Origin of the sequence: Gordonia rhizosphera NBRC 16068 (assembly GCF_000298195.1) — a bacterium.
GTDB classification, from domain to species: domain Bacteria; phylum Actinomycetota; class Actinomycetes; order Mycobacteriales; family Mycobacteriaceae; genus Gordonia; species Gordonia rhizosphera.
The window spans coordinates 103,377-118,702 of record NZ_BAHC01000125.1 but is presented as its reverse complement, the minus strand read 5'-3'; the positions used below and the strand labels follow the sequence as shown (position 1 = coordinate 118,702).

14 protein-coding genes are annotated in these 15,326 nt (G+C 68.2%); 3 read left to right on the top strand and 11 right to left on the bottom strand.

The window, feature by feature from the left end; translation table 11 throughout:
- The first annotated feature begins 76 nt into the window (after window positions 1-76).
- Window positions 77-616, top strand: coding sequence for a MarR family winged helix-turn-helix transcriptional regulator (locus GORHZ_RS15645; RefSeq protein ID WP_006334513.1), 540 nt, complete (start codon window positions 77-79; stop codon window positions 614-616).
- 77 nt (window positions 617-693) lie between these two features.
- Here GORHZ_RS15645 and GORHZ_RS15640 read toward each other — a convergent pair whose 3' ends face one another.
- Together GORHZ_RS15640 and GORHZ_RS15635 are read right to left on the bottom strand one after the other, a co-directional pair.
- Entirely contained in the window at window positions 694-2,223 is a 1,530-nt protein-coding gene (locus GORHZ_RS15640; protein WP_006334512.1) for an amino acid permease, read from the bottom strand.
- Between the two features lie 269 nt (window positions 2,224-2,492).
- On the bottom strand, window positions 2,493-2,927 hold the full coding sequence (locus GORHZ_RS15635) for an Lrp/AsnC family transcriptional regulator (protein WP_006334511.1): 435 nt from the start codon (window positions 2,925-2,927) through the stop codon (window positions 2,493-2,495).
- 111 nt (window positions 2,928-3,038) lie between these two features.
- On the opposite strand from GORHZ_RS15635, the gene GORHZ_RS15630 reads away from it, so the two are divergent.
- Both GORHZ_RS15630 and GORHZ_RS15625 read left to right on the top strand, forming a co-directional pair.
- Window positions 3,039-4,106, top strand: a complete 1,068-nt coding sequence (locus GORHZ_RS15630; protein WP_006334504.1) for a Glu/Leu/Phe/Val family dehydrogenase — start codon at window positions 3,039-3,041, stop codon at window positions 4,104-4,106.
- A 66-nt stretch (window positions 4,107-4,172) separates the two neighbouring features.
- Window positions 4,173-4,682, top strand: a complete 510-nt coding sequence (locus tag GORHZ_RS15625) for a VOC family protein (RefSeq protein WP_006334503.1) — start codon at window positions 4,173-4,175, stop codon at window positions 4,680-4,682.
- Between the two features lie 59 nt (window positions 4,683-4,741).
- On the opposite strand, the gene GORHZ_RS15620 is transcribed toward GORHZ_RS15625, so the two are convergent.
- From GORHZ_RS15620 to GORHZ_RS15580, 9 genes are all read right to left on the bottom strand, one after another.
- Window positions 4,742-6,181 carry an NADH-quinone oxidoreductase subunit N gene (locus tag GORHZ_RS15620; RefSeq protein WP_245551437.1) on the bottom strand — a complete coding sequence of 480 codons (1,440 nt, stop codon included), beginning with the start codon at window positions 6,179-6,181 and terminating at the stop codon, window positions 4,742-4,744.
- Window positions 6,182-6,185: 4 nt separating this feature from the next.
- Window positions 6,186-7,670: a complex I subunit 4 family protein gene (locus GORHZ_RS15615; protein ID WP_006334501.1), complete on the bottom strand. Its 1,485-nt coding sequence runs from the start codon at window positions 7,668-7,670 to the stop codon at window positions 6,186-6,188.
- Between the two features lie 3 nt (window positions 7,671-7,673).
- Entirely contained in the window at window positions 7,674-9,503 is a 1,830-nt protein-coding gene (locus GORHZ_RS15610) for an NADH-quinone oxidoreductase subunit 5 family protein (protein ID WP_006334500.1), read from the bottom strand.
- On the bottom strand, window positions 9,500-9,805 hold the full coding sequence (gene nuoK / locus GORHZ_RS15605; RefSeq protein ID WP_006334499.1) for an NADH-quinone oxidoreductase subunit NuoK: 306 nt from the start codon (window positions 9,803-9,805) through the stop codon (window positions 9,500-9,502). The genes GORHZ_RS15610 and nuoK overlap by 4 nt, the downstream gene beginning before the upstream one ends.
- A complete protein-coding gene (locus tag GORHZ_RS15600) occupies window positions 9,802-10,362 on the bottom strand; it encodes an NADH-quinone oxidoreductase subunit J (RefSeq protein WP_040532234.1) in 561 nt (186 codons plus the stop codon). Before GORHZ_RS15600 ends, nuoK begins: the two co-directional genes overlap by 4 nt.
- Window positions 10,363-10,364: 2 nt before the next feature.
- Window positions 10,365-11,297 (bottom strand): complex I subunit 1 family protein, encoded by a 933-nt coding sequence (locus GORHZ_RS15595; protein ID WP_006334497.1) that lies wholly within the window; start codon window positions 11,295-11,297, stop codon window positions 10,365-10,367.
- Window positions 11,290-12,564 carry a hypothetical protein gene (locus GORHZ_RS15590; RefSeq protein ID WP_006334496.1) on the bottom strand — a complete coding sequence of 425 codons (1,275 nt, stop codon included), beginning with the start codon at window positions 12,562-12,564 and terminating at the stop codon, window positions 11,290-11,292. The genes GORHZ_RS15595 and GORHZ_RS15590 overlap by 8 nt, the downstream gene beginning before the upstream one ends.
- Window positions 12,555-12,905, bottom strand: coding sequence for an NADH-quinone oxidoreductase subunit A (locus tag GORHZ_RS15585; protein WP_006334495.1), 351 nt, complete (start codon window positions 12,903-12,905; stop codon window positions 12,555-12,557). The genes GORHZ_RS15590 and GORHZ_RS15585 overlap by 10 nt, the downstream gene beginning before the upstream one ends.
- 143 nt (window positions 12,906-13,048) lie before the next feature.
- The gene (locus GORHZ_RS15580; RefSeq protein WP_040532185.1) at window positions 13,049-15,322 is read right to left on the bottom strand and encodes a heavy metal translocating P-type ATPase; all 2,274 of its coding nucleotides are present in this window, start codon (window positions 15,320-15,322) and stop codon (window positions 13,049-13,051) included.
- Between the last annotated feature and the right edge of the window lie 4 nt (window positions 15,323-15,326).

Below are 15,326 nucleotides of genomic sequence, written 5' to 3'. Positions count from 1 at the left end.
AGTTGCATGAATCTTCATCTACTGCTGATCGTACGGCAGAGTCCATGAAAGTTCAACAAGTTGTTACGCTGAGGGCATGGCGCTCACACCGGACCAACAGCGGGCCTTTCGGGGGTTCCTGACGTTGTCCACGCTGCTCGACGACGCACTCGACGCCCAGTTGCGCCGCGACAGCGGCCTGACCCACTCCCAGTACCGGATCCTGTTCCGGCTCTCCGAGGCGCCCGAGCGGACCATCGGGATGAGGCGGCTGGGCGTACTGGCGCACAGCGAGCAGAGCAGACTGTCGCACGCCATCACCGCGATGGAGCGTCGGGGCTGGGTGCGCCGGGTCAGGTCGCCGACGAACCCCGACCGTCGCGCGGTGTCGGTCGTGCTGACCGATGCCGGTATGGAGGTCGTGCGGTCGGCCGCGCCCCGGCACAGCGACGAGGCGCATCGGCTTCTCTTCGACGCTCTCGACGCTGAACACCTGTCGAACCTGAACGCGGTGATCGATCGGATTCTGCCGCACATGGCCGACCTCGGGCTCGATCTGCCCTCACCGGAGGAGGACCCGATCATGTGGGAAGGGCGGTCGGACCCGGGGCCGGCCGATCGTACTCAGGCAGGCTGAGCGGTATGAATCACACAGGTTGCGGGATGTCTCGTCTCCCGAGACATCCCGCAACCGTTCGCGATCGAACGAACCGATCAGTCGCCGACCGACGCGTACTCCGGGCGATCCGCGAGCGGTGCGCTCTGCATCCTCAGACGTCGACCCAGCACGGAATGGCGCCGACCGTAGACCAGGTAAACGACGATGCCGAGCACCATCCACACCGCGAAGCGAAGCCAGGTTTCCACCGACAGGTTGATCATCAGCCACCCGCAGGCGACGATCGCGAGCCCGGGGACGATCGGGCTGCCGGGCACCCGGAAACCGCGCTTGAGGTCGGGTCGGGTGCGGCGCAGCACGATGACACCGGCGCACACGAGCACGAATGCGAACAGTGTGCCGATGTTGACCATCTGCTCGAGCGTCTCGATCGGGAACAGGGCGGCGATGACGGCGACGACCACGCCGACGATCATGGTGATGCGAATCGGATTGCCGGACTTGTTCGTTGCGCCCCACGAGCGAGGGACGAGTCCGTCGCGGGACATGGCGAACAGGACCCGTGTCTGTCCCAGCATCATGACCATGACGACGGTGGTGAGGCCGGCCAGCGCGCCGACGTTGATGGCCGTCTGCGCCCAGGTGATGCCGTGATACTCGAACGCGGTGGCCAGCGTGGCGCTGCCGTCGCCGACCAACGGGCTGCCCGTGCGCAGCTGCTGATAGCTGACCATGCCGGTCAGGACCACGGTGACGGCGACGTAGAGGACGGTGACGATGGCCAGCGACCCCAGAATGCCACGCGGAATGGACTTCTGAGGATTCTTGGTCTCTTCGGCGGTGGTGGCCACGACATCGAATCCGATGAACGCGAAGAAGAGCAGACTAGCCGCGGCCAGCAGGCCGTACCAGCCGTAGTTGCTGCCGTCCGAACCGCTCAGGACCGAGAACAGGGTCTGGTGCAGGCCTGCTCCGCCGCCGGTGTTGGCCTCGGCCGGCGGGACCATGGGCCGGTAGTTGTCGGTGTTGATGAAGAAGGCGCCGACGATGATGACCAGCAACACCACCGCCACCTTGACGGCGGTGATGATCGCCGAGACCCGCGACGACAGTTTCACGCCGAAGGCAAGCGTCAGCGTGATGGCGCCGATGATCAGGACCGCACCCCAGTCGATGCTGACACCGCCGATCTCGACCGTTGTTGCGGTGCCCAGGAAGTTGGCCAGGTAGAGCGCCCAGCCCTTCGCCACCACCGAACTGGCCAAGGCGAATTCGAGGACGAGGTCCCACCCGATGATCCATGCGATGAACTCGCCGAACGTCGCGTAGGAGAAGGTGTACGCGCTCCCCGCCACGGGGACCGTCGAGGCGAACTCCGCGTAGCACAGCGCCGCCAGCCCGCACGCGATGGCGGCGAGGACGAAGGCCAGCGACACCGACGGTCCGGCCAGGTCACCGGCGGTGCGTGCGGTGAGGGTGAAGATGCCGGCGCCGATGACGACCGCGACACCGAAGGTCGTCACGTCCCGCGTCGTCAGGTCTTTGCGTAATCGACTGCGCGGCTCGTCGGTTTCGGCGATCGATTGCTCGACCGACTTCGTCCGCCATATGCCAGTACCGGGCATTCTGTCTCCTTCGTGCGAGTTCGACACGCGTAGTGCGTATCTGGCTGCCGATGCTCACGCTTGTGGCGGTCTGTCCGGGCGTGCGGGATCGGTGTCCGCGGGCTGTGCCGGGGCCCGACAGTCGAGTGTCGGCAGTGCCCGCCATGCAACCAGTGTGATCTGGGACACGCGAGGGAAAAGTGCGAGCATCGGTCGAAGACGCAAAGTATCTCGCTCTTTCGGCCGTCAGCGACAGGTTCTTTGCGTCCGGAGGTGGCCACCGTGGGGTGTCACCGGTGCCAGGACCCCAGCACGATCATGGTCTTGGTGCCGGTCGCCTTGCCGCCACGTCGGAGGTGATTGATGACCTGTTGCAGATGGCTGTGGTCGCGCGCTCGTACCTTGACCAGCATGTCGGGATCACCGGCGATGGTGTAGACGGCCTCGACCTCGGGTATCTCGGTCATCGCCTGCATCATCTCCTCCGGCTGCGAGGTGCCCACGTAGCGGACCTCGGTGAACGCCTCGACCGACCAGCCGAGCGCGGTCTGGTCGATCGTCGCGGTGAATCCGGTGATCACCTGTTGGGCGCGCAGGCGGTCGACCCGTCGTTTGGTGGCGGCCACCGACAGGTTGACGCGGGAGGCCAGATCCGAGAAGGTCGCGCGACCGTCCTCGGACAGCAGCGCGAGCAAGGCCAGATCGACGTCATCGAGCTCGACCATACGCAATAATCTATCGAAATCGCCGAGTTCGCGACAAGGTTTTGCGTAGCCGGTACGAGTTGGCGCCAAGTCCTTGTGTAGGTCGTCGGGCCGGCAATAGCGTCCTGCGCCATGACGACAACCACTGCCACTGTTGATCTGCAGACCGAACTCCATGACCGTGACTTCGAACAGGTCGTGTTGTGTCGGGACCCCGAAGTCGGACTCGAATCGGTTATCGCCGTGCATGATACGACGCTCGGACCCTCGCTGGGCGGCGTGCGGATGCGGCACTATCCGTCGCGTGCCGCGGCACGTGCGGATGCGCTGAACCTCGCGCAGGCCATGACTTACAAATCGGCGCTCGCCGGAGTGCCGCTCGGTGGCGGCAAGAGCGTCATCAACGCCGATCCCCGGGTGGCCAATCGCGACGAGGTCCTGATCGCACACGCCAAATACATTGCGGCGCTGAATGGTCGCTACATTCCCGCCCTCGACATGGGAACGTCTGTGCGTGACCTGGAACTGATCGGACGTCATGTCCCGGTGGTGGCGGCCCAGCGCGGCGATCCGTCCTACTACACCGCCCGGGGTGTCGTGCGCAGTATCGAGGTCGCCCTCGAGGCATGCGACGGAAGGACCATTTCCGGCAGCCGCGTGGCGATCCAGGGCCTGGGCAACGTGGGGCTGCACGTCGCCGCGATGCTGACCGGTCAGGGTGCCGAGGTGCTCGGGGCAGACATCGATCCGGCCCGGGTGCAGCGTGCCGTCGACGAGTTCGGGATCACCGGAGTCGACCTGGCCGATGTCCTGTCGGCGGAGGTCGATGTGCTGGCGCCATGTGCGGGCGGCGGGGTCGTCGACGACCAGACGCTGCCCCGGCTGCGTACGACCGCGCTGGTCGGCGCGGCGAACAACGTGCTGAGCGCCGCGAGCCTCGCCCGGGATCTCCGCGAGCGCGGCATCGTCCACGTCCCCGACTTCGTCGCCAACGCCGGTGGGCTCATCGCGGTGGAGGCCGAACTCCGCGACGATGCGCGCGGCCTCGAGGAACGCGTCGATGCCATCGCCGACACCGCCCGCGAAGTCCTGAACCGCTCCACGACGGCCGGTACTGACGTGGTCAGCGTGGCGCTGTCGATGGCGAAGGAGATCGTCGAGGCCAATCGAAAGTACCGGCCGTACTTTCGTGCGCCCTAGGGTTGTCCGGGGGTCGGTCCCGTGGTGATCATGGGTGGTGCCCACCTCACACGGAAGGAACAACCCATGAGCGAGGCGTCAGAGGTCGAACGGTCGCGGCGGTTCGCCGAACAACGCGACCGGCTGCGCGATCAGTACCTCCTCGCGCCCGGCGAGCGTCCCGCGTCGTCGGCCCGCGGGCTGCATCACACCGCGCTGGTGAGCAGCGACGTCGAGCAGACGGTCCGCTTCTATCAGGGGCTGCTCGAGTTCCCCCTGACCGAGATGATCGAGAACCGGGACTATCCGGGGTCGACGCACTTCTTCTTCGACATCGGCAACAGCAATCTGTTGGCGTTCTTCGACTTCCCCGGTCTGGATGTCGGCTCCTATCAGGAGGTCCTCGGCGGACTCCATCACATCGCGATCAGCGTCGCCCCGGAGAAGTGGGAGAGGTTGCGCGACAAGCTGATCGAGGCCGGCGTCGAGCTCGTCGAGCACAGTGAGGTATCGCTGTACTTCCGCGATCCCAACGGTGCCCGCCTCGAGTTGATCGCCGACCCGCTGGGGGAGATGTACGGCAACCAGGTGCTGTGAGGGTCGAGGTCCTCCGATCTCGACGGACACTTGCCCTCGGCGGAAGACCGATCACCCGGTCATGCGGCCAGCGTCAGATCCGCCGCCAGAATCGGGATTGCCGCGACACCACCCGCGACGACGAGCACACCGAGCGTCAGCGCGACAACGGCCGGCAGCGGCACGGCACGGTCGTCGGTGCTGTCCGCGTCGGCGCGCCGGACGGTCGGCGCGATCCAGCGCAGCGCGTAGAACAGCGACGCGACCGACGCGACCACGGCGACCACCACGAGCCACACGAGCCCGGCGGCCGCCGCGGCGGTGAACGCGGAGATCTTGCCGACGAACACCAACGTCGGTGGGGTACCGACGATGCTGAGCAGCCCGGCGATCACCACGCCGACCAGCACCGGATGCCGGGCGCCGGCGGAGCGCCAGTCCGGGATCTCTCGACGGTCCGGCAACGCCGCCACCGTCGAGAACAATGCGAGGTTGGTGATCGCGTAGAACACCGCGTACACCAACAGCGGCGCAAGCGCTTTCGGTGCGGTGCCGATCGCCGCGGCGGGCAGGAGCAGGAACCCGGCCTGCGACACCGTCGACCAGCCGAGCAGCCGCCGAACGTCGTTCTGCCAGAACGCCGCGAAGGTGCCCAGCACCATCGTGGCCGCAGCGAACGCGGCCACCGCCAGATCGGCCCGCAGGACGGGTTCGACCAGCGCCACCAGCCGGGCCACCGCCACGAGCGCGCCGAGTTTGGGCACCGTCGTCAGGAATGCGGCCACCGACACGCTCGCACCCTGCGCGGCGTCGGGTACCCAGAAGTGGCCCGGCACGGCTCCGACCTTGAACAGCAGACCCGCGAGCACCGCGACGAACCCGATCGCGACCGCGGCCTTCGGGGCGTCGCCGAGCCCAGCGGTGAGCTGCGCGTACGCGGTGCCACCACCCACAGCGGCCAGCACCGCGGCACCGAACATCAGTGTGACCCCGAGAAGCGCGCCGAGCAGATATGTCTTGAGGGACGCCTCCGCCCCGAGGCGTCCGGTTCGCAACCCGATCAGCGCGTAGAGCGGCACCGTCGCCAGCAGATAGCCGGTGATCACGATCATCACGTCGTGGGCACCGGCCAGCACCACCGTGCCCAACGTCGCCAGCAGTAGCAGCGTCACCGTCTCGCTCTCGCGCGGTGAGCCGTTCAGGTCCGCGCGGGCCAGCAGCAGCACGACGGTCGTCGCCAAAGGTGCCGCGACCCGGATCACCGTGCTTGCGGCATCGAGCGCGTAGGTGCCGTCGAACACGGTGCGTGCCATCGGATCTGCTACCACCGCGACGACGGCGGCGACGGCCGAACCGATGGCTGCCGCGACCGCGACGACGGTGACGATCGGCTGCCTGCGCAGCGGGAGGTAGCTACCCACCAGCAGCGTGAGGATCGCCCCGCCCATCAGAAACGCTTCTGGCACCAGCGCGCCGTAGCCCATGGACACGCCGCCGGTCATGGCGAGCTCACCGGTCATGCCCTCACCCACCCAGGATCGCGCCGAGATGCGTGGCGGCCGGCTCGATCATGGACAACAACGGTCCCGGGATCACACCGATCAGCAGCGACAGGCCCAGCAACCCGCCGATGACCGCGGTTTCCCGCCCGCTCAAATCGGTGAAACCCTGTGCGCGCGTGGTGGTGGGACCGGTGAGCAGGCGTTGCAGGACGTGCAGGAGCAGAGCCGCGGTGATCAGGATGCCGAGCAGCGCGATTGCGGTGATCGGTGCTGCGCCGATCGATCCGGCGAAGATCTGGAACTCGGCGATGAATCCGCTGAACCCGGGGATACCCAGCGACGCGAACGCGGCCACCCCGAAAAGGGCGGCGAACCGTGGCGCCGTCGCGGCCAGACCGCCGAAATCGTCGAGCTCGTAGCTGTCGGCGCGGTCACGCAGGATGCCGGCGAGGAAGAACAGCGCACCGGTGATCAGGCCGTGCGACACCATCTGCACGGTCGCCCCGGTGATCGCCAGCCGCTGCGCGGTGGCGTCGGCGCCGGCCAGGCCGGCCGCACCCAACGCGAGCACGATGTAACCCATGTGGTTGATCGAGGTGAACGCGATGAGACGCTTGACGTTTGACTGGGCCATCGCCAGCAGCGCACCGATCAGCACCGACGCGATGCCGACGATGACGATGACCGGCGCCGCATCGCGCCACGCCCCGGGCAGCAGGGGCATCGCCACCCGCACGAAGCCGTAGGTGCCCAGTTTCAGCAGCAGCGCCGCGAGGACGACCGAACCGATCGTCGGGGCATCGGTGTGCGCCGGCGGCAGCCAGGAGTGGAACGGCACCGTCGGCGTCTTCACCGCCAGACCGATCGCGATCGCCACCAGCACCGCGAGCGCGACACCCGGTGCCGCGGTGTGGGTTCCGCTGCGCAGCAACGCGACGATGTCGAAGCTGTGCGGGTCGGCGCCCAGATACAGGCCGATGAAGCCGATCAGCAGTGCCAGCGACCCGAGGAAGGTGTAGAGGAAGAACCGCAACGCGGAGCGTCGTCGGTCGCCGTGGCCCCAACCGGCGATCACGAAGTACATGCCGACGATCGACAGGTCGAAGAAGACGAAGAACAGGATGAGGTCCTGGGCGGCGAACGTGCCGACGACGGTGGTCTGCAGAAACAGGAACAGTGCCGCCTGCGCGCGGGGCCGGTCGCGGTCGGGCAGCGACCACGCCGCGACGGCCACGAACACGACCGCGGTGAGCAGCAGCAGCGGGATGGAGAACCCGTCGACGCCGAGGTGATAGCTCGCGCCGACGCCGGGCATCCAGTCGAGTTGTTCCTCCCAGCCGAGTTCGCCGGCCGGTACCGGTCCGGAGAGCCACACGACGACGGTGAGTGCGAGCTCGACCACGGTGGTGGCCAACCAGATCACGGTCGCGGCACGCGGGGGAATGCGGGGTGTCGCCGCGAGTAGCGCGGCGATGGCCAGGGGCAGAAAGATGATGATGCTCAGCATGTTTCAGCTCGGAATCAGGATCAGCGCGACTGCCAGGGCAAGCAGCGCGACGGCGGCCAGGTAGTACTGGTGCAGACGTCCGGTCTGGCTGCGGCGGGCGAGGGCGCCGAGCCGGCCGGCGCCATCGGCGATGCCGCGGACCGACCCGGCGACTCCGATGTCGTCGGCACGCGCGGTGATCTCGGTGAGACGACGCAGAGCGGTCGCACTACCGTCGACGCCGCGGGCGAGCAGGTCGTCGACGGTCGCCACCTTCGCCGCGAGGACCATCGTCGGGACGGCGATGCCGCGGCGGGCGATCTGCTCCATCGCGAACCATCGGTGCGCGACGGGCCAGGGGGCGGGCGGGCGCAGGATCGCGACCACCGCGACGAGCACCGCGAGCACCCCCGACACGGCCAGTTCCGCGCCGGTGGGCGACACGTCACCGGAGAGCCCCAACGTGGACCGGACCCCGGGTAGCGCGAGCACGCCGAGGAAGACCGCGGCCACCGCGAGCACCACCATCGGCACCACCGCGCGCACATCGATCCGTCCCGTCGGTGCCTCCTCGGGATCGGTCACCGGCTCCGGCGGGTCGTGCTGCCACAGCACGGCGATCAACCGGCCCGAGTATGCGGCCGCGAGTACCGCGCCGACGAGACCGGCGACGTAGAGCACTGGGCTCTGCTCGAGGGCGGCGGCCAGCACGGTGTCCTTGGCTGCCCACAGCGACAGCGGCGGGATACCGGCGAGGGTGAGCGCGCCGGCGGTGGCGGCGAATCCGACCACCGGCCACCGCCGTCCGACACCGCGCAGCTCGTCGAGCTTCTTGGTGCCGACCGCGCTCAGCCACGCCCCGGCGGCGAAGAACAGCAGCGCCTTGGTCGCGGCGTGTGCGATCAGCTGCAGTGTGCCGCCGGTCGCCGACCCGGCACCGGCGGCGAGCACGACGAACCCCAGCTGCGCCGACGTGGATGCGGCCAGCAGCTGTTTGACGTCGGTCTGCCCGAGCGCGACCACCCCGAGCACGATCGCCGTCACCGCCCCCACCCAGGCGGTGACCGATGGTGCCCAATCCGTGGCGGCCAGTACGGGTTCCATCCGCAACAGCAGATATCCGCCCATCGCGACCATCGCCGCCGAGTGCAGCAGCGCACTGACCGCGCTCGGACCCGACATGGCCCGCGAGATCCAGAACGAGAACGGCAGCTGCGCCGCTTTGCCCAGGCCTGCGGCGAGCACACCCGCGGCGATGACCGTCAGCCACGGGCCGCCGGCATCGGGCAACGCCGCGAAATCCCATCCGACGCCGGCGGCGACGGCAATCCCGGCGGCGAGGTAGAGACCGAGGTCGCCGCTGCGGGTGACGACGAACGCGACGAGTCCGCTCTCCACGCGGTAGCTGTCCCGCCAGCGGAATCCGATGAGCGCATACGACGTCACACCCATGATCTCCCAGGCGAACAGCAGCACCGCGAGATCGGTGGAGGTGACCGTGACGACGACCGCGGTGACGAACAACAACATCAGACCGTGGAAGCGGGCTGCCGGACGGGTGCGGTCACCGGTCGCGAAGACGAGCGCGGCGAGCGCGATCGCTGCCACGGTGGGCAGCATCGGCGCCGCGAGGTCGTCCACTCTCAGCACCACGTCGCCGGCCCCGTCGGCACGCAGGAACGGCACCGACAGCTCGGCGTGTCCGACGGCCGCGACGATCGCGGCTACCACGGTGACCGCGCCGGTGCCGACACCGATTGCGGCCGCGGCGGGTTCGATGCGGGGGCGGGCGACGAGCAGCAGGGCGCCCACGACGGCGGGCAACCCGATTGCGACGATCAGCGCGGCGGTCATCCGTGCAACTCCGTCGCGTCGTCGGTCATGTCGGACTTCCGGGCGCGATGGATGAGGGTGGCGACGCCGAAGCCCATCGCCATCTCGACGGTCATCGCCGCGATGATCACCAGCAGCAGTACCTGACCGTCGATCACTGTGGGGGACAGGAACCACCACAGTGCGGCCGCGGCGAGGATCACCCCGTTGATCATGAGTTCGATACCCATCATCACCATGACCACGACCTGTTGGGAGATCGCGCCGTAGAGGCCGATCGAGAACAGCGCGACGGCGACGAGCAACGTCAACTGGAGCGTCATCGGCCCACCCCTCCCGGCTCGGGGTCGGTGGGGGCGTCGCGCAGCTTCTCGCCGTATCGGTCGTAGCGGCCGCGCGGCAACGCGATCACCACCGCGGCGACGATGGTCGCGAACAGGATCGGGCTCACCGTCAGCATGACGAGCATCTTCGACCCCATCAGCGCCTCGCCGAGTTGTTCGGTGAGGTTCTCGGGTGTCCGGGAATCGACGACCGGCCACGGGATGAGCAGCACTGCCGCGCCCAGAAGCACGAACACGGTGCCGGCAACGACGGCGGCCGGACGCTTCGCGTGGGTCATGTCCATGGGCATCAGGGCCGGGTTCATGCCCATGTAGGAGACCATGAACACGGCCATGATCGCCATCTCCATGATCATCATCAGGATGGTGATGACGCCGATGAAGTCCTGACGCAGGGTCAGCACCGCGACGCCGACCGCGATGAACGACAGTGCCAACGCGTAGGTGGCGCGCGCCATCGAGTCGACCCGGAACACCAGTGCCCCGAACACGATCGCGACCAGCGCACTGATCCAGAAGAGCACGGATTCGATCACGGTCACCCCTTTCCGGTGGCGGCGAGTATCGAGGTGATCAGGAGCTGAATCAGGGTGAGCGGCACGAGGATCAGCCAGCCGACCTCGGCCAGACGTTGCGGCGGGATCGCCGGTACGGCGCGTCCCACGCCGATCAGGACCGCCACGACCAGGACCGCCTTGAGCAACACCCACACCGCAGCGGGCAGCAGTGGTCCTGCGCCGCCGCCGAGGAACATGGGCACCGCGAAGACGGCACCCGCGACGAGCAGGCACCACCGGCCGGCGAGGACCAGCAGCCGGTCGAGGCCGGAGAGTTCGCCGAGCACGCCACCGGCGAGGTCGCGTCCGGCTGCCGGGGCGAACGGCCTCCACACCGAGAAGGCCGCCACGCTGATCAGATACACGAGCGCCGCGGCGGGCATCGTCGCGACAAACCAGACGTCGTGCTGGGCGTCGACGACATCGCCGAGACGCAGGCTGCCGGCGGCGACCGCCGGCGTGGTCAGCGCGAACATCAGTGGCAACTCGTAGGCGAGCGCCTGCGCGAGGAATCGGTAGCCGCCGACGAGCGCGAAGACCCCGTTGGGCCCCCAGCCGAGCATCCACCACAACCCCCACAGGGCGACATCGGTCATGTTGAACCACACCACGCCGATCGGCAGGTCGGCGGCGGCGGTCGAGCCGAACGGCACCACGAGCACGGCGAGAAACGCTGCGACACAGAGGCCGAGGCCGCCGATGCGCCACAGTAGGGTGTCGGCGCCGAGAATCGTGCGGCGCTGCTGGCGCAACAACCGGCCGATGTTGCGTACGGGCCGCAATGCCCCGTCGACGATGGGAGCGCCGCGTGCACGAGCGGTGAGGGTCGCGTCGAAGCCGGCGGCGGCGAGCCCGAGCGCCGGGACCGCAAGCGGGATGGCGGCCGCGATCATCAGGGGTGCGGCGTCAGCCATGGTGCATCCCCTCGTGCCCGGGGTGCGCGTGGTGGCCCGCCGACGTTTCGTGTCCGGACGTCGTCGGGTGGCCGGAACCCGCCGCACCCACATCGGGCATCGCCGGGTGCACGGCCGCGAGCAGCAGCCGTGCGGTCCCGAGGTCACGGCCGGTGACGAGGTCGCCGATCTGCTCGGCGGTCAACGTCGGCGGAGATGTCGATGCCGGTTCGTCGCGCAGCAGACGGACGGCGTCGTCGACGGCGCGCAGCAGCAGGTCGCCCAGCGCGATGTCGCGGATCCGGAGACCGCGGAAAACCCAGCGGAGCAACGGTGATCGGGCGATGCGCGTGCGGCAGCGTAGCGCATCGCGCAGCGCGTCGTCGCGGCGTCCGTCGAACGCGGCGTCCCGGGCGCGGGTCATCCGATCGGCGACCGGTCCCCACCCGGCCACATGCAGCAGACGTGCGGCGGAGTCGAGTCGCAGCACGGCGGAGTCCTCGTCGTCGGGGCCGGGTGCGCCGGCTCGCGGCGAAACGATCGGCGAAACGATCTCCGCCTCGGCCGATCGCACCAGATCGCCGGCGAGGACGACATGGACGAGCAGGCGTGGATCCCAGTCGGGCAGGAAGGGACCCAGCGTGCGGTTGAGCACGTCCATCTCGAGGCCGTCGCGATCGTCGTCACCCATCGCGAGGGGATACCCGCCCGGGCCCGACATGCTCATATGGTCGTGGTGTGACATGTCGTGGTCGGACATCTCGTGCTCGCTCATGTCGTGACTGTCGTGGTCGCTCATGTCGTGCTCGCTCATGTCGTGACCGTCGTGCCCACCCATCTCGTGCTCGCTCATGTCGTGACCGTCGTGCCCACCCATCTCGTGCTCGCTCATGTCGTGACCGTCGTGCCCGCCCATGTCGCCGGCCGACATCGCGTTCTGGCCCGCCATCGACGCTCGTCCGTCACGTAGTGCGGCCGCCCGTTGCGCCGGGAGGTCACGGATGCTTCTCGCGACCTCCGACAGTCGGTCGGCAATCTCCGGTGGATCGGAAATGGTCACCCGCGTCTTCGGATACGGCATCTGCTGCCACAGTCGTTCCACGAGTTCGTCGAATCGATCGGGTATCTCACCGCACAGGACGAGTGCGTTGGCCGCGGCCGGGGAGGAGGCCGGCTCACCGCCGCCGCGGACGAGACTCGCCTCGGTCGCGATCCGCAACAAGGCATCACCGGGCGCCTCGAGGATGAGCGTGCGCACATCGGTGAGCATCTCTCGGGTCACTGCCACCGGAACACCCCCTCCCGCCACGCCCACAGCACGGCGACCATCAAGATCCCCAGGAACACGAACATCTCGGTGATGGCCTTGGCACCGATCGACCCGGCGACCGTCGCCCACGGATACATGAAGAGCATCTCGACGTCGAACGCCAGGAAGACGAGCGTCATCGGATACCACCGCGTGTGATACCGCGACAGCGCGTGTTCCTGCAGATCCCAGCCCGACCCGAACGGCAGCACCTCATGCGCCGGGGCCGCGACCCGCATCCGACGGGCCACGAGAGTGAGCACACTCCAACCGACTCCGCCCACAACGAGAACCACCGCGACCGAAACGTATCCGCTCACTTCGACTTCCTCTCGTGGTGGTCGAACTGTCGAGTCGGACCGCACCTGAGGCCGACCGTAACGACCAGCGTGGCACGCGACAAGGCCGCGTCGATCAATCCATCGGAAATCCGTTGGTGAAGAAACAGTTACAGGTCTCGGCGTCACCCGCCGGCGGGAATCGAACTCCGGAAGCGCCGCAGGCGAAGGCTGTTGGTGACGACGAAGACGCTCGAGAACGCCATCGCGGCACCGGCGAGCATCGGGTTGAGCATGCCCAGCGCGGCGATCGGGATGGCGGCCACGTTGTAGGCGAACGCCCAGAACAGGTTCGACTTGATCGTGCCGAGCGTCTTGCGGGACAACCGGATCGCATCGACCGCGCTGCGCAGGTCACCGCGTACCAAGGTGATGTCGGAGGCCTCGATCGCGACGTCGGTGCCGGTGCCCATCGCCAGCCCGAGGTCCGCGCGGGCGAGGGCGGGAGCGTCGTTGACGCCGTCGCCGACCATCGCCACCGTCTTCCCGTCGGCCTGCAGTCGGGCGATGACATCGACCTTGTCGGCCGGCAACACCTCGGCGAACACGGTGTCGATACCGACCTCGGCGGCGATCTGCTCGGCCACCGCGGCGTTGTCGCCGGTGAGCAGGACGGGAGTCAGGCCCAGGCCCTTGAGTTGCATGATGGCCGCCGCGCTGGTCGGCTTGACAGTGTCGGCGACCACGAGCACCCCGCGGGCGTGCCCGTCCCACCCGACGGCGACCACGGTCTTACCCTCGCTCTCGGCGTGAGCCTTGGCCGCCGCGACCTCGTCGCCCAGGTGCTGTGACCAATCGGCCAGCAGCGATTCGCGGCCGACGAGCACTGCCGAGCCGTCCACGATGCCCTGCACACCCCGGCCTTCGACGTTCGCGAAGTCCTCAGGGGTGGGCAAAGCACCGACCTCGGCGGCCGCACCTTTGGCGATGGCCTGGGCGATCGGGTGCTCCGACGAGTTCTCCAGCGCGCCGGCCAGCCGCAGTAGCTCGGCGCGATCGGTGCCGGATTCGGTGATCACGTCGACGAGGGTCATCTTGCCGGTGGTGACGGTGCCGGTCTTGTCGAGCACGACGGTGTCGACCTTGCGGGTCGATTCCAGCACCTCTGGTCCTTTGATCAGCACACCCATCTGCGCGCCCCGCCCGGTGCCGACGAGCAGAGCGGTCGGAGTGGCCAGGCCCAGCGCGCACGGGCAGGCGATCACCAGCACGGCGACTGCGGCGGTGAACGCCGCCGACGCCGAATAGCCGGCGATCAGCCACGCGGCCAGGGTGATCGCGGCGATCCCGATGACGATCGGTACGAACACCCCGGAGATCCGGTCGGCAAGACGCTGAACGTGGGCCTTCCCGCTCTGCGCATCCTCGACGAGCTTGGCCATCTGCGCCAGCTGGGTGTCGGCGCCGACGCGGACGGCCCGCACCACGAGCCGTCCGCCGGCGTTCACCGTGGCGCCGGTCACCGCATCGCCGACACCTACTTCCACGGGCACGGACTCGCCGGTGAGCATGGACGCATCGACCGCCGTCGTGCCGGCCACGACGACACCGTCGGTGGCGATCTTCTCGCCGGGGCGTACCACGAACTCGTCACCGACCGCCAGATCGTCCACGGCGATCTTGGACTCGACCCCGTCACGCAGCACCGACACGTCCTTGGCGCCGAGTTCCAGCAGGGCCCGCAGCGCCGCACCTGCCCGGCGCTTGGACCGCTTCTCGAAGTAGCGGCCCGCGAGGATGAACGTCGTCACCCCGGAAGCGACCTCGAGGTAGATGTTGGATGCACCGTCGGACTGCTCGAGGGTCAGCTCGAAGGTGTGTGTCATCCCGGGCATGCCGGCCGTGCCGAAGAACAAGGCATACAAGGACCACAGATAGGCGCTGAGCGTGCCCATCGAGATCAGCGTGTCCATCGTCGCGGTGCCGTGACGCAGATTGGCCCAGGCTGCCTTGTGGAAAGGCCACGCCGCCCAGACGACGACGGGCGACGCCAGCGTCAACGACGCCCACTGCCAGTATTCGAACTGCAGGGCGGGGATCATCGCCATCGCGATGACCGGCACCGACAACACGACCGCACCGATCAGCCGGATGCGCAGCGATTGCAGTTCCGGATCGGATTCGTCGGCGTCGCCGGTCGGTCGGGCGCTGCTGGGCTCGGCGACCGCGGGCAGCGCCGCGGTGTAACCGGTCTTCTCGATCTCGTCGATCAGGCGCGCCGGGTCATAGCCCGCAGGTGTGGTGACCTTGGCCTTCTCGGTGGCGTAGTTCACCGTGGCGACGACACCGTCGAGTTTGTTGAGTTTGCGCTCGATCCGGTTGGCGCAGGACGCGCAGGTCATACCGCCGATCTCCAGTTCGAAGCTCGGCTGCTGAGCTGCAGGCACCGACGTACTCATCAGA